26 protein-coding genes, 1 tRNA gene and 1 pseudogene are annotated in these 24398 nt (G+C 65.3%); 14 read left to right on the top strand and 14 right to left on the bottom strand.

The features are described 5' to 3' along the window. Positions 1–128 precede the first annotated feature (128 nt). The 7 genes from APS40_RS09490 to APS40_RS09460 all read right to left on the bottom strand — a co-directional run bounded on the left by APS40_RS09490 (position 129) and on the right by APS40_RS09460 (position 9198). Positions 129–1856 (bottom strand): glycoside hydrolase family 9 protein, encoded by a 1728-nt coding sequence (locus APS40_RS09490; protein WP_055046817.1) that lies wholly within the window; start codon positions 1854–1856, stop codon positions 129–131. Positions 1857–1870: 14 nt separating this feature from the next. Then, positions 1871–2854: an ABC transporter ATP-binding protein gene (locus APS40_RS09485; RefSeq protein WP_055046816.1), complete on the bottom strand. Its 984-nt coding sequence runs from the start codon at positions 2852–2854 to the stop codon at positions 1871–1873. Then, positions 2836–3801 (bottom strand): ABC transporter ATP-binding protein, encoded by a 966-nt coding sequence (locus APS40_RS09480; protein ID WP_197279514.1) that lies wholly within the window; start codon positions 3799–3801, stop codon positions 2836–2838. The genes APS40_RS09485 and APS40_RS09480 overlap by 19 nt, the downstream gene beginning before the upstream one ends. A gap of 146 nt (positions 3802–3947) precedes the next feature. Beyond that, a complete protein-coding gene (locus APS40_RS09475) occupies positions 3948–4967 on the bottom strand; it encodes an ABC transporter permease (protein WP_082434302.1) in 1020 nt (339 codons plus the stop codon). Positions 4968–5142: 175 nt separating this feature from the next. Next, on the bottom strand, positions 5143–6126 hold the full coding sequence (locus tag APS40_RS09470) for an ABC transporter permease (protein WP_055046814.1): 984 nt from the start codon (positions 6124–6126) through the stop codon (positions 5143–5145). A 207-nt stretch (positions 6127–6333) separates the two neighbouring features. Beyond that, entirely contained in the window at positions 6334–8010 is a 1677-nt protein-coding gene (locus APS40_RS09465) for an ABC transporter substrate-binding protein (RefSeq protein ID WP_055046813.1), read from the bottom strand. Between the two features lie 135 nt (positions 8011–8145). Further along, positions 8146–9198 carry a LacI family DNA-binding transcriptional regulator gene (locus APS40_RS09460; protein WP_055046812.1) on the bottom strand — a complete coding sequence of 351 codons (1053 nt, stop codon included), beginning with the start codon at positions 9196–9198 and terminating at the stop codon, positions 8146–8148. 165 nt (positions 9199–9363) lie between these two features. On the opposite strand from APS40_RS09460, the gene APS40_RS09455 reads away from it, so the two are divergent. Then, positions 9364–9690, top strand: coding sequence for a hypothetical protein (locus tag APS40_RS09455; protein ID WP_055046811.1), 327 nt, complete (start codon positions 9364–9366; stop codon positions 9688–9690). 81 nt (positions 9691–9771) lie between these two features. Continuing rightward, positions 9772–10347 carry a GNAT family N-acetyltransferase gene (locus APS40_RS09450; RefSeq protein ID WP_055046810.1) on the top strand — a complete coding sequence of 192 codons (576 nt, stop codon included), beginning with the start codon at positions 9772–9774 and terminating at the stop codon, positions 10345–10347. A gap of 49 nt (positions 10348–10396) precedes the next feature. On the opposite strand, the gene APS40_RS09445 is transcribed toward APS40_RS09450, so the two are convergent. After that, positions 10397–10472: transfer RNA gene (locus APS40_RS09445), tRNA-Ala, on the bottom strand. A 53-nt stretch (positions 10473–10525) separates the two neighbouring features. Next, a complete protein-coding gene (locus tag APS40_RS09440; protein ID WP_055046809.1) occupies positions 10526–11557 on the bottom strand; it encodes an NAD-dependent epimerase/dehydratase family protein in 1032 nt (343 codons plus the stop codon). An 81-nt stretch (positions 11558–11638) separates the two neighbouring features. Here APS40_RS09440 and APS40_RS09435 point away from each other — a divergent pair, with 81 nt between their 5' ends. Further along, positions 11639–12187, top strand: coding sequence for a TetR/AcrR family transcriptional regulator (locus tag APS40_RS09435; RefSeq protein WP_055046808.1), 549 nt, complete (start codon positions 11639–11641; stop codon positions 12185–12187). A 92-nt stretch (positions 12188–12279) separates the two neighbouring features. On the opposite strand, the gene APS40_RS09430 is transcribed toward APS40_RS09435, so the two are convergent. After that, positions 12280–13293, bottom strand: coding sequence for a Gfo/Idh/MocA family protein (locus APS40_RS09430; RefSeq protein WP_055046807.1), 1014 nt, complete (start codon positions 13291–13293; stop codon positions 12280–12282). A 95-nt stretch (positions 13294–13388) separates the two neighbouring features. Between APS40_RS09430 and APS40_RS09425 the strand changes: the two genes are divergently transcribed. Continuing rightward, the gene (locus APS40_RS09425) at positions 13389–13763 is read left to right on the top strand and encodes a glyoxalase superfamily protein (RefSeq protein ID WP_055046806.1); all 375 of its coding nucleotides are present in this window, start codon (positions 13389–13391) and stop codon (positions 13761–13763) included. Between the two features lie 51 nt (positions 13764–13814). Here APS40_RS09425 and APS40_RS09420 read toward each other — a convergent pair whose 3' ends face one another. Beyond that, positions 13815–15008, bottom strand: a complete 1194-nt coding sequence (locus APS40_RS09420) for an NAD(P)/FAD-dependent oxidoreductase (RefSeq protein WP_055046805.1) — start codon at positions 15006–15008, stop codon at positions 13815–13817. Positions 15009–15425: 417 nt separating this feature from the next. Between APS40_RS09420 and APS40_RS09415 the strand changes: the two genes are divergently transcribed. After that, entirely contained in the window at positions 15426–16466 is a 1041-nt protein-coding gene (locus APS40_RS09415) for an aspartate-semialdehyde dehydrogenase (protein WP_055046804.1), read from the top strand. Between the two features lie 248 nt (positions 16467–16714). Beyond that, entirely contained in the window at positions 16715–17587 is an 873-nt protein-coding gene (locus APS40_RS09410; RefSeq protein WP_055046803.1) for an EamA family transporter, read from the top strand. A 26-nt stretch (positions 17588–17613) separates the two neighbouring features. Here APS40_RS09410 and APS40_RS09405 read toward each other — a convergent pair whose 3' ends face one another. After that, a complete protein-coding gene (locus APS40_RS09405; RefSeq protein WP_055046802.1) occupies positions 17614–18252 on the bottom strand; it encodes a carbonic anhydrase in 639 nt (212 codons plus the stop codon). Between the two features lie 75 nt (positions 18253–18327). Here APS40_RS09405 and APS40_RS09400 point away from each other — a divergent pair, with 75 nt between their 5' ends. Further along, positions 18328–18537 carry a DUF1737 domain-containing protein gene (locus APS40_RS09400; protein ID WP_055046801.1) on the top strand — a complete coding sequence of 70 codons (210 nt, stop codon included), beginning with the start codon at positions 18328–18330 and terminating at the stop codon, positions 18535–18537. Between the two features lie 58 nt (positions 18538–18595). Here APS40_RS09400 and APS40_RS09395 read toward each other — a convergent pair. Continuing rightward, positions 18596–19018, bottom strand: a pseudogene (locus APS40_RS09395) (winged helix-turn-helix transcriptional regulator); the annotation flags it as partial. A gap of 67 nt (positions 19019–19085) precedes the next feature. Between APS40_RS09395 and APS40_RS09390 the strand changes: the two are divergent. The 3 genes from APS40_RS09390 (at position 19086) to APS40_RS09380 (ending at position 20540) form a co-directional block, all read left to right on the top strand. Further along, positions 19086–19760, top strand: a complete 675-nt coding sequence (locus APS40_RS09390) for an alpha/beta fold hydrolase (RefSeq protein WP_055046799.1) — start codon at positions 19086–19088, stop codon at positions 19758–19760. Then, entirely contained in the window at positions 19757–20197 is a 441-nt protein-coding gene (locus APS40_RS09385) for an SET domain-containing protein (protein WP_055046798.1), read from the top strand. Before APS40_RS09390 ends, APS40_RS09385 begins: the two co-directional genes overlap by 4 nt. A gap of 106 nt (positions 20198–20303) precedes the next feature. After that, positions 20304–20540 (top strand): hypothetical protein, encoded by a 237-nt coding sequence (locus APS40_RS09380; RefSeq protein WP_055046797.1) that lies wholly within the window; start codon positions 20304–20306, stop codon positions 20538–20540. 164 nt (positions 20541–20704) lie between these two features. On the opposite strand, the gene APS40_RS09375 is transcribed toward APS40_RS09380, so the two are convergent. Continuing rightward, positions 20705–21280 (bottom strand): NUDIX domain-containing protein, encoded by a 576-nt coding sequence (locus APS40_RS09375; RefSeq protein ID WP_055046796.1) that lies wholly within the window; start codon positions 21278–21280, stop codon positions 20705–20707. A 152-nt stretch (positions 21281–21432) separates the two neighbouring features. On the opposite strand from APS40_RS09375, the gene APS40_RS09370 reads away from it, so the two are divergent. The 4 genes from APS40_RS09370 to sdhA all read left to right on the top strand — a co-directional run bounded on the left by APS40_RS09370 (position 21433) and on the right by sdhA (position 24398). Next, positions 21433–21660, top strand: coding sequence for a hypothetical protein (locus APS40_RS09370; protein WP_156342888.1), 228 nt, complete (start codon positions 21433–21435; stop codon positions 21658–21660). Between the two features lie 145 nt (positions 21661–21805). Next, positions 21806–22192 carry a succinate dehydrogenase, cytochrome b556 subunit gene (gene sdhC / locus APS40_RS09365; protein ID WP_055046794.1) on the top strand — a complete coding sequence of 129 codons (387 nt, stop codon included), beginning with the start codon at positions 21806–21808 and terminating at the stop codon, positions 22190–22192. Continuing rightward, the gene (sdhD, locus tag APS40_RS09360) at positions 22189–22584 is read left to right on the top strand and encodes a succinate dehydrogenase, hydrophobic membrane anchor protein (RefSeq protein ID WP_055046793.1); all 396 of its coding nucleotides are present in this window, start codon (positions 22189–22191) and stop codon (positions 22582–22584) included. The genes sdhC and sdhD overlap by 4 nt, the downstream gene beginning before the upstream one ends. Positions 22585–22589: 5 nt before the next feature. After that, positions 22590–24398, top strand: coding sequence for a succinate dehydrogenase flavoprotein subunit (sdhA, locus tag APS40_RS09355; RefSeq protein ID WP_055046792.1), 1809 nt, complete (start codon positions 22590–22592; stop codon positions 24396–24398).

The raw sequence follows: 24398 nt of genomic DNA, 5'->3' as shown, positions 1-24398 counted from the left end.
ATCGCGAGCCTGGCGCACCCCCTCCGAGCTACGCTAGCTCGCTTCGCTCCCAAGCTTCGCTTGCCTCCCCCGTCAAGGGGGAGGTGGGCATCGCGTTTGTAGCTGGCTCGACGGCAAATATCGCCCGCTCAGTACTCGGTCATCGCCAGCAGGAACCAGGCGGCGTGCGGCAGCCATTGCTCGCTCCAGCGCCAGGACTGGAACGGATGCTCGGTTTCGCAGAACGCGATATCGGTCTCGTCGGTGAGCGAGGAGGTGATGCCGTTGCAGATGCCGCCATTGGCATTGGGGAATTTGGCCGGCCCATAGATGGGCCAGTTGCGGCCGAAGCCCTGCAGCATCGAGGCGTGGTAGGGGTTGAGGCCGAGGATCCAGTCGAGCGCCCGTTGCGACTGGAGCCGCGCCAGTTTGGCCGTCTCGGCGTCGACATGCGGCATGGCGCGGCGCAACGCATAGGCGAGACTCCCCAGCCGGGCGTTTTCGCCCTGCCACCAGTAGCCGCTGTCATTGCCGTGCGGATAGAAGAACTGCGTGCCGATCTCGCCATCGCTGCGCCTCACCAGCTGACGTGGATAGGCGAAGGGGTTTTCGACCTCTGCGGTGATCGTGGAGAGGTGGCGCACCACCTTGGAGAGCGCGGCGACGACCCGCCGCCGATCGGCCTCGGGGGCGATGGCGAGGTAATCCACCAGGGCGGCGATCGGCAAACCTTCATCGGAGGCGTGGAAGAACGGCCGGGTGCCGTTATCGGCACGCCACCAGCCATCGTAGCCATGGCCGCTGCTCAGCCGATCGAGCAGGCTCGTGGCACGTTCGCCGGCCTTCACCAGGTATTCGGGCTTGCCGGTCGAGCGGCTGAGTTCGGTGGCGGCGAGCAAAGCGCAATAGTCGTCGATGATGTTTTCCTCGCCATTGTCGAGATAGTCGAGGTTGTGCGCTTCGAGGTGGGCAAAGGCGCGCTCGGCGGTTGCGAGGTAATCGGCGGCGGTGAAGGCTCCGTCCTGCTTCAACCGGGCGGCGCGGGCCAGCGCGGCGATGGCCATGCCGCCGCCCTGGCGGTAGCCGGCCTCCCAAGTGTCGTGCTTATGGCCCTTCTGGGTGGAATAGGAGCAGATCTGGCGCTGCGCCGTGTCGCCCGACCAGCGATCGAACACCGTCATGTAGAACATGCCGGCTGGGTCGCACATGCGGACGAGGAAGTCTGCGCCCCACAGGGCCTCCGTGCGGAAGGCGGCATGCAGCTCGCCATCGATATGCGGGCAGATAGCCGCCTTACTGAACGACCAGACCACCAGCGGGGTCTGCTGCGGGTTCATGAAGTTGGCATAGCTCAGGTGGCTCAGGTATTTCGACACATCGCCCGAGGCGTCGTACCAGCCGCCATGCACGTCGACGGGGGCGTCGCGTTTGTCGCCGATGAAGCCGATAGCGCGGTCGGCGCTGAGATAGGGCTCCTCGGTACGCTGACCCTGGAAGTAGCCCAGCAGCGCTGGGGGGAAGCGCTCGACGTACAGCTTTTCGGTGATCTCGAACGGCTCGGAGGTAAGGCGGGCACCGGTGGTGTCGAGCGCTTCGAGGAGGAAGCGGCCGGCCCCGGTGAAGGCGGAGAACTCGGCCGTCTGCCAACGCTGCGTCTTCCAGCCATCGACCCCGGTGGCACTCCCGGGGGTGGTCTCGAATACGAGCGTGCCGGTGGTGGCGTCGCGCAGCCGCAGCGCGGTGAAATCGGCGCCCTCACCAAGGGCGAGAACGGCGAATTTCGGGCCCAGGGTTTCGTAGCCGACCTGGTTGGTGGCGATGGCGCGGCTCGAAAACAGCGCGGGATACTGGGCGTTGATCGCGAGGAGCTGGTTCATTGCAGATGGTCCGGTCAGAGATGGTGACAACGGGCGGTGTGGCCCTCGCCGACTGAGGTGGGGTCGGGCATGATCTCGCGGCAGATGTCGCTGGCGCGCGGGCAGCGCGGTGCGAAGGGGCAGCCGCGGCTTTGAGATGTCCAGAGCGGAATGTCGGCAGCCCGCCGAGTGGCGCCCGTGATCTTGTTCCTGGGGTTGGGCACCGCGGCGATGAGCAATTGCGTATAGGGATGACGCGGCTGATCGGTGATCGCCTCGCTCGGTCCCTGCTCGACCAGATGCCCGGCATACATCACCGCCGTCTCCTCGGCGAAGTAGCGGGCGGTGGCGATATCGTGCGTGATGTAGAGCGCGGCGAGGTTCTTCTGCCGCTTCAGGTCTTCGAGCAGGTTGAGGATACCGAGCCGCACCGAGACGTCGAGCATCGAGGTCGGTTCGTCCGCCAGCAGCACCGTAGGGTTCACCGACAGGGCCCGGGCGATGGCGACGCGCTGGCGCTGGCCGCCCGACAGCTCATGCGGGCGGCGCTTCAGGAATTCGGCAGCCGGCACCAGGCCGACCTGGGAGAGCAGGGCTTCGCTCTCGCTGCGGATCTGCAGGCCGCTCAGCTCGGGGCGATGCAGGCGCAGCGGCCGTTCCAGGATATAGCCGATGCTCTGGGTCGGGTTCAGCGAGCCGAACGGATCCTGAAAGATCATCTGCACCTCGGCGCGATAGTCGGTCAGCGCCTTGCCGCTGAGCTTGCCGACATTGACCCCGCGAAAGCTGATCTCGCCCGCTGCCGGCTCGTAGACCCGCGCCAGCATCCTGGCACACGTGGATTTGCCGGAACCGGATTCACCGACCAGCGCCAGTGCGCGGCCAGGGGTGAGCTTGAGCGAGATGCCCGACAGCGCCCTGAGCGTCGTGCGCTTGCCGACAAGGCCGCCGAGCACGAAGCGCATGTCGACATTGCGCATCTCGAGGATCGGTTCGTCCGTCATGACAGCAGATGACATGCGGCCTGTCCTCCCGTGGCCGGAGTGGGGCGGAGCTCGGGCGCCAGCCGGGTGCAGACCGGGATGGCCTCGCCGCAGCGCGGCGAGAAGCGGCAGCCCTCGGGCAGGGCGCTGAGGCTGGGCGGCGCGCCGGCAATCCCCTCGAGGCGGACCCGTGGTCCGCTGAGCGGCGGGAAGGAGCGGCCGAGCGCCCTGGTATAAGGATGCTGCGGGGCGGTGAGGATCGAGCTGGCAGGCGCAACTTCCACCAGCTCGCCGGCGTACATGACGCCGATGCGGTCGCAGAATTCGATCATCAGCCCGAGGTCGTGGGTGATGAACAGTACCGAGAAGCCGAAATGGGCCTTCAACTCACAGATCTGCTCGATGATGTCGCGCTGCACCACCACGTCGAGCGCGGTGGTGGGCTCATCCATGATGATCAGTTTCGGTTCGAGCGCCAGCGCCATGGCGATGCAGATGCGCTGGCGCATGCCGCCCGAGAACTGGTGCGGATAATCGTCGAGGCGACGCGGGTTGATGCCCACCAGCTCGAACAGTTCGGCGGCGCGGGCGAGCGTCTCGGCGCGGCTGGCCTTAGGGCGATGCGCCAGGATGGCGTCCTCGATCTGCTCGGAGACCTTGATCACCGGGTTGAGGGCATTCATCGCCGACTGGAAGACGAAACTGACTTCGCTCCAGCGGTAGCGCCGCAACCGCTCGGGGGAAAAGCTCAGGACGTCCTCGCCCATGAAGCGGACGGCGCCGCCCGAGACGAGTCCGGGCAGCCGGGTGAGGCGCGCGAGCGCGAAGGCGACGGTGGATTTGCCGCAGCCGCTCTCCCCGGCGAGCCCGAAGGCCTCGCCCGGGCGGATATCGAAGTCGATACCGTTGACGGCACGCGACACGCTGTTGGCGCCGACATAGTCGACGGTGAGATTGCGGACTTCGACGAGGGGTTGGGTCAGCATGGGGCAGTTTCCACACGGTATCTGCAGTCGTCGCTTCCCTCCCCCTTGAGGGGAGGGATTGAGGGTGGGGGTGGTGCGGTGATCACCGATGGACCCCCACCCCCACCCCTCCCCACGAGGGGGAGGGGTGCCGTTCGATCGCGTCAGACAAAATCCACACTCCGGTTGCGGCGCCTCAGGAAGCGGCGGATGGGGCCGATGCGGCGGGTGGCGGCGAGTTGCGGGTTGGTGATCTCGTCGACGGCGAAATTGACCATCACGAGCGCCGCGCCGGTCAGCATGATGGCGATGGCCGGCGGCCAGATTTCGAACCAGGCGCCGGTCTGCAGCGCCTGGGCCCGCATGGCCCAGTAGAGCATGGTGCCCCAGGTCACCGAGTTGGGACTGCCCAGCCCGATGAACTCGAGCGCCGCCTCGGCGAGAATGCCGTAAATGGTGGCAAGAACGAACCCGCCGACCACGAACGAACTCATGTTGGGCAGGATTTCGCGCACGATGATCCGCCATTTCTTCTCGCCCATCAGCTCGGCGGCGAGCACGAATTCGCGGCTCTTGAGGGCGAGGGTCTGGGTGCGGATGGTGCGCGCGCTCCAGCCCCAGCCGGTCAGGGCAAGCACCAGGCCGATTACGGTCGGCGACGCCTCCTCGATGAAGCTGGCGAGCACGATGATCAACGGCAGCGCCGGCAGCACCAGCGAGACGTTGACGAAGAAGGTCAGCACCTCGTCGGTCTTGCCGCCGAAATAGCCGGCCGAGATGCCGACCGCGAGGCCGATCAGCGTGGCCGAGAAGCCGGCGATGAAGCCGACGGTGAGGCTCGAGCGGCTGCCTTCGAGCAGCTGGCTGAAATTGTCCTTGCCCTGGCGCGAGGTGCCGAGGAAGTGCTCGACGCCCGGCTGCACATGCGGTTTGCCGGCGCGGCGATAGGGATCGTAGGGAGTGATCAGTGGCGCCAGCAGCGCCAGGATGACGAAGATGGCGAGGATGATCAGCCCGAGCATGCCCTTCTTGTTGGTGACGAAAAGCTGGGCCCAGCCGGGGAGTTTCGCGAGGAGCCGCGAGCGCGGCCGGACCCCGAGTTCGGCCATCAGCTCGCGCTGCGTCGGGGCGGTGAGCTCGGCGCGCGGCGCGGTGGTGGTGATGGCGGGGAGGATGTCGGTCATGGGGTGAGCCTCGCGGCCGGTGCTTGCCGACCCCCACCCCTGTCCCCTCCCCGCAGGGGGGAGGGGGACGCCAACACTAGCTGGGTGTGTGTGGGGCGAAAATTCGAGAGCGCAGGTCTCCCTCCCCCTTGCGGGGAGGGGACAGGGGTGGGGGTCCACACGCACCGGCCCATCATCATGCCCTCCCCAGCGAACGGAGCCGCGGATCGAGGATGACGTTGAGGACGTCGGAGGCGAGGTTGGCGATCAAGACGCTCATGGTGAGCAGGATCAGCTGTGCCTGGATGAAGGAATAGTCGCGGGTCTGGATGGCGTTGAGGGTGAACTTGCCGAGCCCCGGATAGTTGAACACCACCTCGGTGATGAAGGCGCCGCCCAGCACGTAGCCGATCGACAGCGCCAGCGAGGTGATCTGCGGCAGGATGGCGTTGCGGGCCACGTAGCGGTTGCGGATGCGGCGGTCGCTGAGGCCCTTGGCTTTGGCGAGCAGCACGAAATCCTCGTTGAGCAGGTTGATCATGGTGTTGCGCATGCCCAGGTGCCAGGCGCCGAAGCTGACGATGACGATCGAGGCGACCGGCAGCACGGCGTGCCAGGCGACGCTCAGCACGGTCTCGAGGTTGAAGGCCGGGGTGAGGTTCATTTCGTGGGCACGCCCGAGCGGAAAGATCGCCCACTGCATGGTGAAGGCGTACCAGAGCAGCAGCGCCACGACGGCCGGGGTAAAGGCGTTGAGCATGACGTTGATCGGGGTGAAGAAGGTGTCGAAGAAGCCGCCGCGCCGCCAGGCCGACCAGATGCCCATGGTGATACCGATGCCGAACGACAGCGCCGTGGCGGCGCCGACGAGGAACAGCGTCCACCCGGCGGCGTAGAAGAGGAGGCTCGCCGTCGGCTCGGGGAAGTTGACGGTCGAGATGCCGAAATCGAAATGCGCGAGCCGCCACAGATATTGCAGGTACTGCTCCCACAGCGAGCCATCGAAGCCGTAGGTTTTGCGGATGGCGTCGATCTGGTCGGGCCGGAGTTTGCCGCGCAGCGACAACAGGATGCGGGTCGCCGGATCGCCCGGCATCAGCCGCGGGATCAGGAAATTGAGGGTGATGGCGACGAAGAACGCCCCGAAATAGAAGCCTAGTCGTCTCAGCAAGAACGCCATTGCCTATCCTTTGGCCTCAGTCACCTCTCCCCTGAGGGGAGAGGTCGGCGCGCAGCGCCGGGTGAGGGGTTCAGATCGTCAGCCTGCTCTCTGCTGCAGCATCGCACGGTGGCGTGCTGCTGCGGGAACGCGAGTTGAGAGGCCGCACCCCTCACTCTGACCCTCTCCCCTGAGGGGAGAGGGGACGTGAGGGCAGCGTCTCCAAGCCTACTTCGCCACCGGCGTCAGGCTCAGCAGCACCTTCACCCGTTCGTGGATGCCGGCGGGGTTGTTGGGGCGGGCCCAGGCGTTGGACTCGTCCGGCCAGCCGGTGAAATTGCGGGTCGAGTACTCGTACCAGGCGGGGTTGGAGAACAGCGTGATCACCGGCAGGTTCTCGGCTACCTGCTTCATCACCGAGGTGATCTTCTCTTTCTGCACGGCAACGTCGGCGGTGGCGCTGATGGCGGCGAGATCGGCCTCGATACCGGGGATCTGCATCTGGTGCATGGACTGCTCGTTGAGCTGGCCGGGGACCATGGTGCGCGGGTTGAACATCGAGTGGTAAGTGAACCATGGCGTCGAGCTCAGGTTGGTCCACATAATGTAGACGTCGAAATTGCCGGTCGGGATGTTGTCGAACCAGGCGCCTTCCTCGGGCGTCTCCATCTCGCCGTTGATGCCGATGTCCTGGAGGTTCTCCGACACGGTCTGCAGCGTGTTCACCCAGTCGTCCCAACCGGCCGGCACGGCCATCTTGAAGGCGATGGGGGTGCCGTCGGGGTTGTCGCGCCAGCCGTCGCCGTCCTTGTCGAGGAAGCCGGCATCATCGAGGACTTTCTTGGCCGCCTCGGGGTTGTACTCCATCAGGTACTGATAGGGCGCCAGCGCCGTCTTATCGATCCAGTCCTTGTAGAACATGCCTTCGCCGATCGGATACTCGGCCGGTGTTGTGAGCCCGAAGGTGGCGGTGTCGACCAGCGTGCTGCGGTCGATGGCCATCGACATGGCCTTCCTGAACTCGAGGTTGTTGAATGGCGCCTTGGTGGTGTTGAGCTGCAGGTTCGTGCCGGCATCGGGCGGCAGCCAGTAATGGTTGTCCGGACTCTTCGACGCAAAGGTGATCTCGGGATCGGTGATGCCGTCGGTGGCCCAGTCGAGATCGCCATTGGTGATGGCGGCGATGACCTGCAGGTTGTCGGAAAGCTGCGGGTACTCGATGCAGTCGATCTTTACCTCGGCGGCGTCACGATAGAGCGGGTTCTTGCACAGCTTGAACGCGTTGCGCGAAAAGTCGCGCACTTCGGTGAAGGGGCCGGTCGCCACCACCTTGGGGTTGGCGTAGTTCACCGGGTCGGCGACATCCTTCCAGATATGCTCGGGCAGCGGGAAGACCGGGCCGATATTGAGCCGCGCCAGCGAGTCCGCATTCTTGAGTTCGAAGCGGACGGTGTGGTCGTCGACCGCCACCACGTCGACGATCGAGCCGGTGTCTTTTTCGGCGCTGTAAATGTCGTAGCCGATGGGGAAATCGAGATGCGCCTTGGCGTAGTTGAAGGTGAAGACCACGTCGGCGGCGGTGAACGGTTCGCCGTCAGACCACTTGACGCCCTCACGCAGGTGGTAGGTGACGCTCTTGAGGTCGGCGCCCAGTTCGTAGGAGGTAGCGAGCGCCGGAAAGTCGTTGTCCGGATGCCAGACATTGTCGATCCACAGCGGCTCATAGGCGAAATCCTGCACATAGGCGTGCGGGCCGGTGAGGTTGTAGGGGTTGTAGTTCTCGACATGCGCGTCGGTGTGAACCGGGGCGATGCGGATGATGACCTCGGCCTGTGCCAGGGTGGCAAAACCGGCGCCGGCCAGCGCCGTAGTGGCAAGAAGGGTCAGTAAACGCAGTCGGTGCATGGCTTGTGCTCTCCCTGTGAGATCGATCCCATATCGATCAGCCGTTTGCAGTCGAAAAAGCTCCTGAGGCGTAGTCCCTGGTTTGCCGCGAGATCGGGCCGGAAGGTCGGCGGACCTCCCCGGATCTCTCGGTGGTCAACTGGCAGTCAGCGCCGGCGCGACGTTGCGCTGCGTCGGCGGAAGACCCCGCACCGGGCCGACGCTGTGGCGCAGGATCAGCTCGGTGGGAATGGTGATGACGGGTTCGGGCGGCGGCTCGCCATCGAGAATGGCGAGCAGCAGGCGGGTGGCGACGCGTCCCGCTTCGTCCACCGGCTGGCGCACGGTGGTGAGCCCCGGGGTGAGATGGCGGGCGTGGAAGTTGTCGTCGAAGCCGAGCAGCGAGACGTCGTCGGGCACTCGTTTCCCGGCGGCCTTCAGCGCCAGGAGCGCGCCGGCCGCGACGTCGTCGTCGCCGGCGAAGATGGCAGTGGTCTCGGGCCGCTCGACGATGAGGCGGGCCGTGGCGTCGTGGCCGAAGGTCTCGGAAAAGCTGCCATGCTCGACATGGATATCGTCGCGGGACAGGCCGTAACCGGCCAGCGCCGTGTCGATGCCGGCGAGCCGCTCGTGCGTATCGCGATAGATGGTGCCGCCGGAGAGATAGGCGATGTGGCGGTGGCCCTCGGCAAGCAACAGGCGCATGCCGGCTTCGGCGCCGGTGGCGTTGTCGATGGTGACCCGGGCGCGGGCCGGCGGGCATTCGTTGCCGCCGACGGTGACCACCGGGGTCCGCGAGCGGGCGATGATCTCGAGCACATCGTCGCGCAGGGCGTTCTCGAGATAGAGGATCAGCCCATCGCAGGCGCGATCGAGCAATTCGATAATGGCGTGCGCCTCTTCATCGCGGTCGGCGTAACCCGACGCGACGATAATGCTCTTGCCAGCGGCGCGCGCCGTTTCCTGCATGCCGCCGATCATCTGCGCATAGAACGGGCTCGAGACGTTGACGACCACGCCGCCGATGATGTCGGATCGGTTGGAGCGCAGGCCCCGCGCCATGGTGTTGGGGCGGTAGCCGAGTTCCCGGATCGCCGCTTCGACCGCCTTGCGGGCCTCGTCCGAGACGTAGCCGTTGCCGGCGATCAACCGCGAAACGGTGGATCGGGAGACGCCCGCCCTCTTCGACACATCGGTGATCGTCGCCATGGAAACTCGACATGAGATCGATCCCACATATCAGCGCGATGCCGAGGGCGTTGTCAACCGGCTGTGCCGAACAGACGACAACCCGGCGCGCCCGTTCAGCTGCCGTTCAGTCGCAGAGGGCCAGGATCCGTCCATCCAATCAATGGTTTAGTACGGAGAATTGCAATGCGTCGTGCCGCCGTCCTCGTCTTCTCCGCTCTCGCGATTTCGACGTTCGCGAGCCATGCCATGGCCTTCCAGACCGGTACCATCTACAAGTCGAAGGACGGCGAATGGATGTGCATCGACCGCTGGGGCAACGAGATTCCGCCCAGCTCGACCGGCGGCTGGACGGTGGTCACCCCGCCGCGCAAGGTCGGCGGCGATTGCAACAACCAGTATGTGGTGCGCACCGGCGCGACGCTCGGCGCTGCGGCGGATCTGGCGGCGCCGCTGCTCGATAGCCCGGTAGTCCGCGCGGACAAGGGCATGACCGAAAAGGGTATCAAGTAGCCGGCTGCCGATCTGGTCATTGCGGTTGCATCGCGTCGCGGTTTGCGGCCTGATGCGGTTCTCAGCTTCGGTGAGGCCGCGATGACCAGCTTCTCGAACAGACCGCTCACCGCCGAAACCTGGCCGGATTTCGCCGCGCTGGTCGAGCGCCATAACGGCGTCTGGGGCGGCTGCTGGTGCATGGCGTTCCACGCCGAGGGTGTCGGCAAGGAGCGGGCACCTGCGCAGAACCGGGCCGACAAAGAGGCGCGCGTGCTCCGCGGCGCGGCGCATGCGGCGCTGGTGTTCGACGGCGAAACCTGCGTCGGCTGGTGCCAGTTCGGCTCGCACGCCGAGTTGCCGCGGATCAAGGCGCGCAAGGCCTATGAGGCAGAACCGGCGCCGCCGGCCGACTGGCGGATCACTTGCCTGTTCGTCGACAAGACGCAACGCCGCCGCGGCGTGGCCGCTGCGGCACTGGCCGGTGCGCTCGAAGAGATCGGCCGGCTGGGCGGCGGGACCGTAGAGAGCTTCCCCGAGGACACGGCCGGCCGCGCGGTTTCGGCGTCGTTCCTGCACAACGGCACGCTCGAGATGTTCGAGGCGGCCGGTTTCACGCGGCAGCGGCGGTTGGGCAAGGATCGCTGGTTGGTGAGGACTATCGTAGCCGGACGCTGAAGCCGCAGCCCGCCGGATGGAACGGCGGAGGTCCCAGGGAAAATCGAAGTGGTGGAGCTGAGCGGAATCGAACCGCTGGCCTCATCATTGCGAACGATGCGCTCTCCCAACTGAGCTACAGCCCCGCTTCGATGGCGCGCTTATTAGCCAATCTCGGCGGCGAGGACCAGTCCTTTTTTCAGGCGACGAGACGCTGGGCGAGGAGGCTGCGGGCAGTGGCCACGGCGGCGTCGGGGCCGGGGATGGTGGGACGGGCCAGCAGCAGCCGGCCGCTATTGCCGTCGACGCGCCGGACATGGCCGAGCTCGGCGGTGTTGGAGCCGATCTGCGAGTCGAACAGGCCCATCAGGCGCACCACCCAGTTGGGCAGTTCGAAGCGCGGAGCGCGGGTGGCGGCCTGGGGCAGGGCAGTGCGAAGCGTAGTGGCGAGTTCGAACAGGCTCATCTCACGATCGGCGAGGATGTGCCGCCTGCCCCCCGCCGTGGGCGCTGTCATGGCGGCGATCTGAGCGGCAGCGACGTCCCGCACATCGATGATGGAGAAGCTCATCTTCGGTGCGGCGGGCATCCAGCCATTGAGCAGGCGCTGCACCAGGAGGCCCGAGGTGCCGACGTCCTCGTCGAGCAGCGGGCCAAGAATGGCGCCCGGGTTGATGGTAGCGAGCCGCTCGCCGGCCCCGAAACGATCGGCGACCGCCCAGGCTTCGCGCTCGGCGCGCAGCTTCGATTCGGCGTAGGCGCCGACCTTGGGACTGTCGGTATTGGTCCAGTCGGCGGTGGTGAAGGTGCGGCTGTAGTCGTCGTGGCCATAGACGATGGCGGCGATCGAGGAGGTGACGACGATGCGCTCTACGCCGGCCGTGAACGCGGCGGCGACGGCGCGGCGGGTACCCTCGACGGCCGGACGGATGAGCTCGTTCTTGTCCTTGGGCATTTCGAGCACGAAGGGCGAGGCGACGTGCTGCAGGTAGCGTACGCCGGACATCGCTTCGGCCCAGCCCGCATCGGAGAGCAGGTCGAGGGCGACGAACTCGAGCCGCGAAGTGTCGGCGCCATGCGCCGCGAGGGTTTTCCTCACCTTTTCGGCGCGCTCGAGGCTGCGCAACGAACCACGGACGGTATAGCCTTGTGCGAGGAGCTGCAGGGCGACATGGCCGCCGAGAAAACCGGAAACACCGGTGACGAGAACGCGGTCGGAATGGTCGGACATTCTGAGGTATCCCTCCGTTGAACTGAACGATATGTACGAAGATCGTTCAGTTCGTTCAAGATATCGACGAAGGAAATCGGCGTGGCGGACATCGACAAGCGGGAGCAGATCCTTTCGGCGGCGCGGCGGCTGATCCTGCGCCAGGGCCTTCGGGCCACCTCGATGGAGGCGATCGCCGCTGAGGCGCGGGTGGCCAAGCCCACGCTCTACAAGTACTTTCCGGACAAGAACGCGGTGTTCGAGGCGATCGTCGCTGGGCTGATGGCGGCGCTCCATCAGGGGGTGGTGGCGGCGCTGCGGGGGGAAGGGGATGTGGTCGAGCGGGTTTCGGCTGCGTTGGCCGCCAAGTACGGGGCCATCGACAGCCTGCTCGAGGGATCGCCGCACGCCGCCGAACTTTATGACGAGCACGAAAAAGTGCGGCCCGAGGTGCGGGCAAGCGAAGAGGCGATCGAGAAGCTGGTGGCCGACGAGTTGGGGAAGGCCGGGGCGAAACAGCCGGAATTGATGACGCGGCTGCTGCTCGATGCCGCCTGGGGAATCAAGCGCAAAGCCCGTGACCCGGCAGGAGTGGGGCCAGGGATCCGGCTGCTGGTGGAGCGGTTGGTGGGGTCGGAAGTGGCGGGATGAACGTGCCGAGCCATTGCACGACCCGATAATCCCGGTGGGGAGGGGAGGCGGTGCCCCGAACCCCCTCCGCGAGAGTTCTTGCCTGGCCGAGCCTAGATGGTAGCCCAGGCGCCGGTCTTCTCGCTTTCAAACACCGCGTCGATGACCTTCATCGATTTGATGGCGTCTTCGACCCCCCATTCGAGCGGCTTGTCGTCGAGGATGGCGCGGCAGAAGGCGTTGGCCTGTTCAGTGTACTGGTCGCAGGGCGGGATGATCTCGCGGCGGCTGAGGTGGCCATCCGGCGCGTAGCCATTGTCGATGATCAGCGCGGTGGCGGTGTCGGCAGGGGCGTTGAACGGAATCACGAGTTCGACGCGGCCCTTGGTGCCGATCACCTCGAGTGACTGGTGGTTCACGCTCTGGGTGGAGCAGACGAAGCTCGCCTGCTTGCCGCCGCCGAAATCGAGGATCACCGAGGCGAGCCGGTCGGTCTTCATCACCGGGTCGCGGTCGACCAGCGACACGGCGCGCTTCGGTTCTGCCTCGAACAGGAAGCGGGCGCCGGTGATCGGGTAGCAGCCGACATCGTAGATGCCGCCGCCGCCGATATCGGCCTGGTTGCGCACGTTCGTGGGGTCGGTGAGGAAATACTCGAAGATGCCGCGAACGGTGCGGAGTTCGCCGAGCTCGCCGGAGCGGACGATTTCGCGAGCCCGCAGCCACTGCGGGTGATGACGGACCATAAAGGCTTCATGGAACACGATGCCCTTGGGCAGTTGGCGCAGTTGCTCGGCTTCTTGCGCGTTGAGTGCGATCGGCTTTTCGCACAGGACGTGCTTGCCGGCTTTCGCCGCGGCGAGCGTCATCGGCACATGCAGGTGGTTGGGGAGTGGGTTATAGATGGCGTCGACGTTGGGATCGGCGAACAAGGCCTCGTAGCTGCCGTGCGCCCTGGCCTTGCCGGTGAGGCCCAGTTCGGCGATGTATTCTTCAGCCTTTGCCACGTCGCGCGAGGCGACGGCCACCACTTCGCTCAGCGGCGACTTCATGATCGCCGGGGTGACCTTCTTCAGCCCGATATTGGCGGTGCTGAGGATGCCCCAGCGGATCTTCTTTTCTGCCATGATGGTTCTCCCTCTGTTGGCCCCATTGGTAGCGGATGGACAGCGTCGCTGCCATAAGACTTCCGCAAGTTTCGTTGCGACAAGGATGAACCGCGATGACGCTCAACTATCTGCAGACGGTGCCGATCCTGCGCTCGTTCGACGAGGCGAAGGCGCGCGAGTTCTATATCGACTGGCTGGGCTTCAGGGTGGATTGGGAGCATCGGTTCGAGCCGGGGCTGCCGCTCTACATGCAGGTCAGCCGGGATGGCATCGTGTTGCATATTTCGGAGCACCATGGCGATGGCTCGCCCGGGGTGCACGTGCGGGTGAACTGCACCGGAGTGGCCGAGCTGCAGGCAGAACTGATCGGCAAGCGCTACAAGAACAACCGGCCGGGCCTGGAGCGGCCGGAATGGGGTGGGCTCGAGTGCACGGTGATCGATCCGGTGGGCAACCGGATCACCTTTGCCGAGGCTGATGCCGCCTGACCAGGCCGCGCGCGAGTTCGCGCACCGGCACTTCGACGTGGGCGATGAGGTTCAGGCGACCTGTCCCGCGGCCCAGCCGGAGGCCCAGGCCCACTGGAAGTTGTAGCCGCCGAGCCAGCCGGTGACGTCGACGGCCTCGCCGACGAAGTAGAGGCCAGGCACCGCGCGCGCCTGCATGGTGGTGGAATCGAGCCCGTCGGTGTCGATGCCGCCCAACGTCACTTCCGCGGTGCGATAGCCTTCCGAGCCGGTGGGCTTGATGGTCCAGCGGCGCAGCGCGTCTTCGATCTTGCCGAACGATTTGTCGCTCATGTCGCCCATCATGGTGCTGATGCCGATATCCTCGGCCAACATCTGGGCGAGGCGCTTGGCGAGGTGCTGCGACAGCACTGTCTGCAACTGCAGCTTGGGGGTGGTGCTGCGCGCCTCGCGGAGGATCTCGCCCAGGTCGCCATTGGGGAACAGGTCGATGACGATGGCGTCACCCTCGCGCCAGTAGCTCGAAATCTGGAGGATCGCCGGCCCGCTGAGGCCGCGATGGGTGAAGAGCATGGCCTCGTCGAAGCTCTTCTTCTTCACCGAAACGCGGGTGGGGTCGACCGCGATGCCGCTCAACGGCGCCAGGCGCTCGAGGATGCGCGGCTCGAAGGTCAGCGGCACTAGCGCGGGGCGGGTCTCGGTGACCTCTAGCCCGAACTGGGTGGCGAGTTGGTAGGCCAAGCCGGTGGCGCCCATCTTCGGGATGGATTTGCCGCCGGTAGCGACAACCAGCGATTTCCCGATCAGCGTCTCGCTTGCCGTCATCACCGTGAAGCTGCCATCGGCGTGGCTGACGCTGTCGATCTCGGTGTCGAGCAGCAGCGTGCCATGCGCCTTCTTCAGTTCGCTCAGCAGCAGGTTGACGATCTGCTGGCTCGAGCCGTCGCAGAACAGCTGACCCAGGGTCTTCTCGTGGAACGGGATGGCGTACTGGTCGACCAGCGCGATGAAATGCTCCGGAGTGTAGCGGGAGAGGGCCGAAAGTGCGTAGCGCGGGTTGCTGGAGAGGAAACGGTCGCGTCCCGCCTTCACCGTGGCGTTGATATTGGTGAAGTTGCAGCGCCCGCCGCCGGAGATGCGGATCTTCTCGCCGGCATTCTTGGCATGGTCTATCACCAGCACCGAGCGGCCGCGCTTGCCGGCTTCGATGCCGGCCATGAGGCCGGCCGCGCCGGCGCCGAGGATGATCACGTCGTAATGTTGCATGGGTGGGAGATACACGGAGTTCTACGGCACGCATAGGGCAGGCGACCGAGCGTCTGGCCGCCCCTCCACCGCTTCGCCGGTCCCCCTCCCCGCCACGGGGGGAGGATCACAGGAGACGCGGCTGAATCCTGCCCGCGTAGGCGATGTCCTATAGGTGATTGACTATTTGCGATTTCGGCGTAGAAACGCGGCGCCGGACAAGAGGATCGGGTTGCGGGATGCGCAAGACCCACCACATCACAATGACCAAAACGAAGACCACGGGTCTTCGTGGTGTCGTTGTTTCGGCGACCAAAACCACCAAAACCCCCTGAGCCGATCCCCGGGCAACTCCCGCCGGGGAGCGGCCGGATGCCATGTGCCGCGGACCAGGCTGGTCCAGCGCGGGGGGAATGAAGGCAAAGAGGACTTTCCAAAATGGGTTATCGCGTCGCCGTCGTCGGGGCCACAGGCAATGTGGGCCGGGAAATGCTCAACATCCTCGCGGAGCGGAAGTTTCCCGCTTCCGAAGTGATCGCGCTGGCCTCCGCCCGCTCGCAGGGCCAGGAGATCAGCTATGGCGACAAGCGGCTCAAGGTGCAGAACCTCGAGCATTTCGATTTCAAGGGCGTCGATTTCGCGCTGATGAGCGCCGGCTCGGCGATCGCCAAGGAATATGGCGAGAAGATCGGCGCCACCGGCTGCATCGTGGTCGATAATTCGAGCTTCTGGCGCTATCACGCCGACGTGCCGCTGGTGGTGCCCGAGGTCAACGCGCAGGTGCTCGACGAGTACATGGCGCGGAACGACCGCAAGAACATCATCGCCAACCCGAACTGCTCGACGGCGCAACTGGTGGTGGCGCTGAAGCCGCTGCATGACCTCGCGACGATCAAGCGCGTGGTGGTCGCCACCTACCAGTCCGTTTCCGGCGCCGGCAAGGACGGCGTCGACGAGCTGTGGGACCAGACCAAGGGCGTGTTCGTCAACGACAAGCCCGAGCCCAAGAAGTTTTCCAAGCAGATCGCCTTCAACGTCATCCCGCACATCGATGTGTTCATGGAGGACGGCTATACGAAGGAAGAATGGAAGATGGTGGCCGAGACCAAGAAGATCCTCGACCCCAAGATCAAGCTCACCGCCACCTGTGTGCGGGTGCCGGTGTTCGTCGGCCACTCCGAGGCGGTGAACCTCGAATTCGCCAACCCGATCACCGCCGACGAGGCGCGTGAAGCGCTGCGCGAGGCGCCGGGGGTTGCGGTGATCGACAAGCGCGAGGCCGGTGGCTACGCCACGCCGGTGGAAGCGGCGGGCGAGTACGACACCTATGTGAGCCGCATCCGCGAAGATGTGACGGTCGAGAACGGCCTGAGCCTCTGGGTGGTGAGCGACAACCTCAGGAAGGGCGCGGCGCTCAACACCGTGCAGATCCTCGAGACGCTGATCGAGCGCCGCCTGGTGGAGCAGAAGGCGGCTTAGGCTGCAATGTATCAGGCTTAACCTGCAATGTATCAGTGGTCGCCTTCTCCCCTTGTGGGAGAAGGTGCCCGAAGGGCGGATGAGGGGTTCTCTCCGCGTACTCAGTCGCTCCTCGCTTACGCTCGGATCGCGCTACACTTCGTTGCGCGGACCCCTCATCCGGCCTTCGGCCACCTTCTCCCACAAGGGGAGAAGGCACTGACTGCGAGTGCTGGCTGTTTGCTGGCCGGCTGAAGGAAGTGCCACTCATGCCCATCCGTCACATCGTCCTCGCGCTCTCGGTCGCACTTGTCTGGGGGTTGAGCTTCATCGCCATCCGCTGGGGCGTCGACGAGGTGGCGCCGTTGCTGCTGACGGCGTTGCGCTATGTATTCGCGGCGCTGCCGGCGGTGTTCTTCGTCAGGCGGCCGACGGTGGGCTGGCCGCTGCTCGTCGGTTACGGCCTCGCCATCGGGGTGGGGCAGTTCGGGCTGTTGTTTCTCGCCATCAAGCTCGGCATGCCGGCGGGGCTGAGTTCGCTGGTGATCCAGCTGCAGGTGTTCTTCACTATCTTCCTGGCCTTCGCCTGCTTCGGCGAGCGGCCCGGCCTTGCGCAACTGGGCGGCGCGGCGGTGGCGCTGCTGGGGATCGGGGTAATCGCGATCGAGCGGCTGGACGGTGCGGCATTGCTGCCGTTGTTGCTGACCATCGCGGCAGCGGGCTGCTGGGGTCTCGGCAACATGGTGGGGAAGGCCGCCGGGCGCATCGACATGCTGGGGTTCGTGGTGTGGTCGGCATTGATCCCGCCGATTCCGCTGCTGCTGGCCTCGCTGCTGCTGGATGGGCCGGGGACGATCCCGCTGGCCATCTCGCACCTGACCATCAAGGGGATCGGCTCGATCGCCTTCATGGCCTATGTCGCGACGCTGTTCGGCTTCGGCGCCTGGGCCTGGCTGCTCAGCCGCTACAGCACCGGGCAGGTGGCGCCGTTCGCGCTGTTCGTGCCGGTGGCGGGGATCGCCGGCGCTGCGCTGTTCCTCGGCGAGGCGATCACCGGCGTCGAGGTGATCGGCAGCGTGCTGGTGTTCGGCGGCCTGTTGATCAATGTCTTCGGTCCGCGGCTGAGGCGGAAAGCGGTCTGATCGTCACGCCGGGCCAGGCGTCGAGCTCAGGCGTCCGGCCGGTAGAAATCGCCTTCGTCGTTCATCACCCAGAGCTCGCCGGTCGAGATGTCGAACCAGGCGCCGTGGATGGCGAGTTTGCCTTCTTCCTCGAGACGCTTGACGTAGGGGAAGGTCCTGAGGTTGGCGATCGAGTTGCGGATCGAGAAGCGCTCCAGCATGGTCTGGCGCTCCCTGTTGGTCAGCAGGGTATATTTCGATACCGCCTCGGAGACCGGCGCCAGCATGGCCATCCACTTGCCGATGAAATCGCCCTGGGCCAGGGGCCCCGCCTCGGGGTCGAGCGCGGCCTTGATGCCACCGCAACGGCCATGCCCCATGACGACGATATTGGAGATCTCCAGCGCGTTGACGGCGAATTCGATGGCCGCCGAAGTGCCGTGCTGGCCGCCATCGGGCTGGAACGGGGGGACAAGGTTGGCGACGTTGCGCAAGACGAACATCTCGCCGGGCCCGGCCGAAAAGATGGTCTCCGGGGCGGCGCGGCTATCGCAACAGGCAATGATCATGGTGGTCGGGGATTGTCCCCGGTCCGCCAGTTCCCGGTAGCGACCCTGCTCGGGGTCGTAGCGGTCCGACATGAACGACTTGTAGCCGTCGAGCAAAAATGCTGGAAACCGATCCATACCGCAGCGGATTAGCGGTAGTTGGACGCAATTTCAATCGCCCGGGGCAAAGAGGGCGAGCAAAAGGAGTAGTGCATGTTGATCTATCGGTTCCTCTCGGGGGAGGACGATTCCGCCTTCTGCCACAAGGTTACCAAGGCGCTGAGCGAGGGCTGGGTGCTGCACGGTTCTGCCAGCTATGCGTATGACGCAATGAACAAGAAGATGGTTTGCGGCCAGGCGGTGACCAAGGTGGTCAGCGACCAGCCCTACGATCCGGACAAGAAGCTCGTCGACTACGTCTAGTCAACGAGGGTGGCGCAACCAGGGTTGGGACCCGGGCGGAGCGCCACCATCAGCCGTTCAGGTGGATGCGCCGCAGCGCGTCCATCTGGGCGGCTACTGCCTCCGGCCCGCCGCGATCGCGCGCCTCGCCGGTGGCGGCCAGTGCCGGATCGACGGGCTGGTACTTGCGGCTCCAGCGGCTGATCTCCGCCACGATCGGCAACAGCTCGATCCCCATTTCGGTCAACGAATAGATCGCCTTCAGCTTGTGCTGGGGATCGTCGGCGCGGGTCAGTACCCCCGCCTCGACGAGCTTCACCAGTCGGTCGGCGAGGATGTTGGTGGAAATGCCCTCGTCCGAAGCGAGGAATTCGCGGAAGTGCCGCTTCCCCGCGAACATCATGTCGCGAACGATCAACAGGCTCCATTTGTCGCCGAACACCTCGAGGCCGAGGTTGATCGGGCAGCCGGAACGGTGGGCAGGTACGTCGGGGTTCTCCATGGTTGCAAACTACAATTTTTGGTTGTAACGTGCAATCACTTGCAAAATGCAATCAATGGAGGATGGGATGGCGACGTTCGTGATCGTGCATGGCGCCTGGACGGGAAGCTGGTCGTGGGTGCGGGTCACCGACCGGCTGCGGGCGGGCGGGCACCGGGTGCATGCGCCGACGCTGAGCGGCCTGGCCGAGCGCTCGCACCTCAACCGATTGCCGATCACCCTGAGCACGCATGTCGATGACATCGTCAACGAGGTGCTGTGGAACGACCTCGAGGATGTCGTGCTGGTGGCGCACTCCTATGGCGGGATCGTCGCCACGGGAGCGCTGGAGCGGATCGCCGAGCGGGTGCGTTCGGTCGTCTATCTCGATGCGTTCGTCCCCGAGGATGGGCAGGGCTTCACCGACTTTGCGCCGGGCTGGGAACTCGGCGGACAGTTGACCGAGGCGCCGGCCTCCTCGCCGGGCGACTACCTCGACGAGGCGGATCGCGCCTGGGTCGACAGCAAGGCGACGCCGCAGCCGACGGCGACGCTGACGGAGCGGCTGAAAGTCACAGGCGCCTACAAGGCGGTGCCCAGAAAGACCTATATCGTCGCGACCGGCTGGAACGGCTTCCAGGGCATTGCGGATGGATTCCGCGGGCTGCCCGGATGGACGGTGCGCGAAGTCGCGTGCGGTCACGACGTGCCGATCGACAAACCGGTGGAGCTCACTGAACTGCTCGTGGAGGCAGCAAGATGAACGTACACATCGACAGCTTTACCGAGATCTTTCTCGGCGACGGGGCGTTCGTGCCGACCGTCGCCGATGCGGTGGTCGGGCCAAGCCGGATCGCAGGGCGCGGGCTGTTTACCAGCCGGGCTCGTAAGCCGGGCGAACTGCTGGCTATGCTCGATGGGCAACTGGTCGAGTGGGAGCGGTTTCCGCAAGTGCTGGAGGTGTTGGAATGGAACGCCGTGACGCCGGAGCTGCTGCTGGTGCGACCGCTGAGGACCAGCTACGGCCTGATCAACCATTCGTCCGACCCCAACGTGGTGATCGATCCTGACGGAAAGCACATGCGTTGCGGTCGCGCGGTGGAACTGGGCGAGGAATTCACCCTGGACTACTTCGCTCAGCCGGTACCCGAAGCGTATCTACAATTGCCGGAAGCCAAGGTCCTGCGCGGAGAGCTGTAGACCGGCGCTAAACCGAACATGAACGGCGGGTTCAAGGCGGGTTCGGGCAGCCAGCGCTAGAACGGGACAACAAACGCGCTATGCGCCAGATTTTGAGGTCCCGAAAATGCAGATCAAGCTGATCCTCGCCGCCGCCGGCCTCGTCGCCCTGGCGTTGCCGCTCGCCGTGTTCGCCAGCCAGCCGCAGATCGGCGCTTCGAAGTCGACGCCGTCGCTGGCCAAGGCGCAGATGTTGTCGATGCTGATGCTCGATCCGCGCGAGACCGGCGCTACGCTTACGGTCAAGCTGCCCGAGGGCTATGCGACGCTGGATGTGGACGCGGACCCGTTCGTAACGAACTGAGCTCTAATCGCTGTTGTCACCCAGAACTCGGTGTCACCCCGCGAAAGCGGGGGGCTCTGTTCTTGTGCGTGCCGCGAGTTTCGCAAACGGAGGTTCCCGCTTTCGCGGGAATGACCCGATAGAGGAGGCTCGGCAGGTGGGCGTGGAAAGCGCGGCGCAGAGCGCTAAAGTATCCCCTGCAGCCGCACATGCTGCAGCAGCATGATGGTCTTGGCGTCGGCGATTTCGCCTGATGCGATCATCTGCAACGCCTGGTCGATACCAAGTTCCAGCACTTCGATGTCCTCGCCTTCATCCTCGAGCCCACCGCCCGAGGAGACCCTCGAGTCGGCGTCGTACTCGGCGAGAAACAGCGAGAGCTTCTCGGTGACCGAGCCGGGGCTCATATAGGCGCTCATCACCAGTTCGACGTCATGGACGCGGTAGCCGGATTCTTCCTCGGCTTCCTTTTTCGCCGTGGTCACCGGATGGTCCCCATCGAGCTTGCCGGCCACCACCTCGACAAGCCATCCGGCCTCGCCGTGGGCGAAGACCGGGAAGCGGAACTGGCGGGTCAGAATGACGCTGCGCTTTTCGCGGTTGTAGAGCAACACGCCGGCCCCGTCGCCGCGATCGTAGGTTTCGCGCACCTGGCGTTGCCATTCGCCGTTGCGGCGGAGAAGTTCGAGCGTGGTCTTCTTCACCACGCCCCAGTTGTTCGACAGCACTTCTTCGCCGAGCACCCGCACTTTTTCGTTCACGTCGTCTCTCCTTTGGGAACCGGCACAAAGATCATGCGTTGCTGAACCGATTGTGAATAGCGGCTTCAGCGCAGGGCCATTCGGAGCGCGCTAAAAGCCTCGTCAAGCAGCGGAAATCTCGATCGAGATCGCCCGCAACAAGGACGAAAGAGATGGGCAGACTCGCAGCGGGAACAGTCATAGCAATCGCGATGCTCGCGATGAATGGCAACCTGGTGCGGGATGTCCTGGCCGAAGACAGCCAAAGGCTCGTCGCCTCGACCACGCTTTCGTCCGCCACCCCGGTGGCGTCCGGACCCAGCAGCGAGCGTGTGCTGAGCCTGTTGCTCACACTCGAAGCGCTGCGGGTCGCGCCGGAAGTGCTTACTCCGCGGCGCTAGCCCCGCGCTCGGCGCATAGCAGAACCAAAGTGCAATGCTGGGCATAAGCAGAGCCTTTGACCTCCGCGCAAAGCGCCGCTAGAAGTCTCGAACCATTCCAAACTGGAGCGCCCGGCCTTCCCGGCGGGCGAGGCGCGAGACTAGCATGGCTCCCTCTTCCCGGCCGCTTTCGCCGCATCTTTCGATCTACCGCTTTACCCTGACCATGACGATGTCGATCGTGCACCGCGCGACCGGCATAGCGCTCTATGGCGGCACCCTGCTCTTGGTGCTGTGGCTGGTGGGGGCGGCAGTCGGGGGCGGTTTCTTCGATTTCGTCACCTGGCTTTTCGGCATGTGGCTGGGGCAGCTCGTGTTGTTCGGCTACACCTGGGTGCTGTTCCACCACATGTTCGGCGGCGTCCGCCATTTCGTCTGGGATACGGCGAGGGCGATGGACCCGGCGGGCCGCGAGCTGGTGGTGCGGATCCAGCTGGGTGCTTCGATCCTCGTGACTCTGATCGTCTGGGCAATCTTCGTGTGGTTCAAATGAGCGCTTCCGATAAACCCACGCGGGCGCAGATCCAGAACCCGTCGACCCATTACGGCAAGGCCAAGGCCTCGACCCGGCACTTCATCACCCAGCGCATCACCGGCGCGATCAACATCGTGTTCGCGCTGTTCATCATCTGGTTCGTGGTCAGCCTCGCCGGCCGGGCGCCGGCCGAGATGATCGAGCTCGCCCGCAACCCGTTCGTCGCCATCGGGCTGGCACTGCTGGTGGTCAACGTCTCGATCCACATGCGCAACGGCATGCGCGACGTGATCGAGGATTATTTCGACAAGGGCGAACATGGCCTGGCGATGCTCGCCAACAACCTGTTCGTCGCCTCTTTCTTCGTGGTGGCGCTGGGCGCCATCGCCAAGCTCGTCTTCTGGGGTTAGTCCGCATGGCCGCTTACGAGATCATCGACCACGAATTCGACGTGGTCATTGTCGGTGCCGGCGGCGCCGGGCTGCGTGCGACGCTGGGCATGGCCGAGCAGGGGCTCAACACCGCCTGCATCACCAAGGTGTTCCCCACGCGCTCGCACACCGTGGCGGCCCAGGGCGGCATCGCCGCATCGTTGGGCAATATGGGTCCCGACAGCTGGCAGTGGCACATGTACGACACCGTGAAGGGGTCGGACTGGCTGGGCGACAACGACGCCATGGAGTACCTGGCGCGCGAGGCGCCGGCGGCAATCTACGAGCTCGAGCACTATGGCGTGCCGTTCTCGCGCACCGAAAAGGGCACCATCTACCAGCGGCCGTTCGGCGGCCACATGACCGAGTTCGGCGACGGCCCGCCGGTGCAGCGCACCTGCGCCGCCGCCGACCGCACCGGACACGCCATTCTCCATACGCTCTACGGGCAGAGCCTCAGGAACAATGCGCAGTTCTTCATCGAGTATTTTGCGCTCGACCTGATCATGGGCGCCGACGGCTCCTGCCAGGGGGTGATGGCCTGGAAGCTCGATGATGGCACGCTGCATCGCTTCCGTGCCAAGCTGGTGGTGCTGGCGACCGGCGGCTATGGCCGCTCATATTTCTCGGCGACCTCGGCCCATACCTGCACCGGCGACGGCAACGGCATGGTGGCCCGTGCCGGGCTGCCGCTGCAGGACATGGAGTTCGTGCAGTTCCACCCCACCGGCGTCTATGGGGCGGGCGTCTTGATCACCGAAGGCGCCCGCGGCGAGGGTGGCTATCTCACCAATTCCGAAGGCGAACGGTTCATGGAGCGCTATGCGCCCAACGCCAAGGACCTGGCGAGCCGCGACGTGGTCTCGCGCTGCATGACCATCGAGATCCGCGAGGGCCGCGGCGTCGGCCCGAAGAAGGACCACATCTTCCTGCACCTCGACCATCTCGATCCAAAGGTCCTGCACGAGCGGCTGCCGGGGATCACCGAGAGTGCCAAGATCTTTGCCGGCGTCGACCTGACGCGCGAGCCGATCCCGGTGCTGCCGACGGTGCACTACAATATGGGCGGCATCCCCGCGAACTATCACGGCGAGGTGCTGAACCCGACCGAAGCCGATCCGGACCGCGTGGTGCCGGGGCTGATGGCGGCGGGCGAAGCGGCTTGCGCCTCGGTGCATGGCGCCAACCGGCTGGGCTCGAACTCGCTGACCGACCTCGTGGTGTTCGGTCGGGCGGCGGCGCTGCGGGCGGCCAAGGTGGTCGACAAGGGCGCCATGGTGCCGGCGATCGTCGCCTCGGAAGACGAGCGCATCCTCGCCCGCTTCGATCGGCTGCGCCATGCCAATGGCTCGTCGCCGACGGCCCAGGTGCGCGACAAGATGCAACGCATCATGCAGGAAGACGCGGCGGTGTTCCGCACCTCGGAATCGCTGAAGTCGGGCGTCGAGCGCATCACTGCGCTCTATGGCGAGCTCAACGATCTCAAGGTCTCGGACCGCTCGATGATCTGGAACTCCGACCTCGTGGAAACGCTGGAGCTCGAGAACCTGATGGCCTGCGCCGCCACCACGGTGGTTTCGGCCGAGGCCCGACACGAAAGCCGCGGCGCCCACGCGCACGAGGATTACCCGAACCGCGATGATGTGAACTGGCGCAAGCACACGCTGAGCTGGATCGACGGCGCGGGGAAGGTGACGCTGGGCTATCGCCCGGTGCATGTTGACCCGCTGACGCCGGAGAGCGAAGGCGGCATCAGTTTGAAGAAGATCGCGCCGAAGGCGAGAGTGTACTGA

The organism is Devosia sp. A16 (assembly GCF_001402915.1).
Taxonomy (GTDB): domain Bacteria; phylum Pseudomonadota; class Alphaproteobacteria; order Rhizobiales; family Devosiaceae; genus Devosia_A.
This window is presented reverse-complemented; position numbering and strand designations above follow the sequence as displayed.

Bases quoted from the DNA above. Each gene is read 5' to 3' on its own strand.
- APS40_RS09370 (WP_156342888.1), top strand. From the start codon at position 21,433: ATGGGCAGACTCGCAGCGGGAACAGTCATAGCAATCGCGATGCTCGCG.
- APS40_RS09450 (WP_055046810.1), top strand. From the start codon at position 9,772: ATGACCAGCTTCTCGAACAGACCGCTCACCGCCGAAACCTGGCCGGAT.
- APS40_RS09455 (WP_055046811.1), top strand. From the start codon at position 9,364: ATGCGTCGTGCCGCCGTCCTCGTCTTCTCCGCTCTCGCGATTTCGACG.
- sdhA (WP_055046792.1), top strand. From the start codon at position 22,590: ATGGCCGCTTACGAGATCATCGACCACGAATTCGACGTGGTCATTGTC.
- APS40_RS09475 (WP_082434302.1), bottom strand. From the start codon at position 4,967: ATGACCGACATCCTCCCCGCCATCACCACCACCGCGCCGCGCGCCGAG.
- APS40_RS09485 (WP_055046816.1), bottom strand. From the start codon at position 2,854: ATGTCATCTGCTGTCATGACGGACGAACCGATCCTCGAGATGCGCAAT.
- APS40_RS09420 (WP_055046805.1), bottom strand. From the start codon at position 15,008: ATGCAACATTACGACGTGATCATCCTCGGCGCCGGCGCGGCCGGCCTC.
- sdhD (WP_055046793.1), top strand. From the start codon at position 22,189: ATGAGCGCTTCCGATAAACCCACGCGGGCGCAGATCCAGAACCCGTCG.
- APS40_RS09460 (WP_055046812.1), bottom strand. From the start codon at position 9,198: ATGGCGACGATCACCGATGTGTCGAAGAGGGCGGGCGTCTCCCGATCC.
- APS40_RS09400 (WP_055046801.1), top strand. From the start codon at position 18,328: ATGTTGATCTATCGGTTCCTCTCGGGGGAGGACGATTCCGCCTTCTGC.
- APS40_RS09440 (WP_055046809.1), bottom strand. From the start codon at position 11,557: ATGTCCGACCATTCCGACCGCGTTCTCGTCACCGGTGTTTCCGGTTTT.
- APS40_RS09470 (WP_055046814.1), bottom strand. From the start codon at position 6,126: ATGGCGTTCTTGCTGAGACGACTAGGCTTCTATTTCGGGGCGTTCTTC.
- APS40_RS09410 (WP_055046803.1), top strand. From the start codon at position 16,715: ATGCCCATCCGTCACATCGTCCTCGCGCTCTCGGTCGCACTTGTCTGG.
- APS40_RS09380 (WP_055046797.1), top strand. From the start codon at position 20,304: ATGCAGATCAAGCTGATCCTCGCCGCCGCCGGCCTCGTCGCCCTGGCG.
- sdhC (WP_055046794.1), top strand. From the start codon at position 21,806: ATGGCTCCCTCTTCCCGGCCGCTTTCGCCGCATCTTTCGATCTACCGC.
- APS40_RS09405 (WP_055046802.1), bottom strand. From the start codon at position 18,252: ATGGATCGGTTTCCAGCATTTTTGCTCGACGGCTACAAGTCGTTCATG.
- APS40_RS09490 (WP_055046817.1), bottom strand. From the start codon at position 1,856: ATGAACCAGCTCCTCGCGATCAACGCCCAGTATCCCGCGCTGTTTTCG.
- APS40_RS09390 (WP_055046799.1), top strand. From the start codon at position 19,086: ATGGCGACGTTCGTGATCGTGCATGGCGCCTGGACGGGAAGCTGGTCG.
- APS40_RS09385 (WP_055046798.1), top strand. From the start codon at position 19,757: ATGAACGTACACATCGACAGCTTTACCGAGATCTTTCTCGGCGACGGG.
- APS40_RS09415 (WP_055046804.1), top strand. From the start codon at position 15,426: ATGGGTTATCGCGTCGCCGTCGTCGGGGCCACAGGCAATGTGGGCCGG.
- APS40_RS09465 (WP_055046813.1), bottom strand. From the start codon at position 8,010: ATGCACCGACTGCGTTTACTGACCCTTCTTGCCACTACGGCGCTGGCC.
- APS40_RS09425 (WP_055046806.1), top strand. From the start codon at position 13,389: ATGACGCTCAACTATCTGCAGACGGTGCCGATCCTGCGCTCGTTCGAC.
- APS40_RS09430 (WP_055046807.1), bottom strand. From the start codon at position 13,293: ATGGCAGAAAAGAAGATCCGCTGGGGCATCCTCAGCACCGCCAATATC.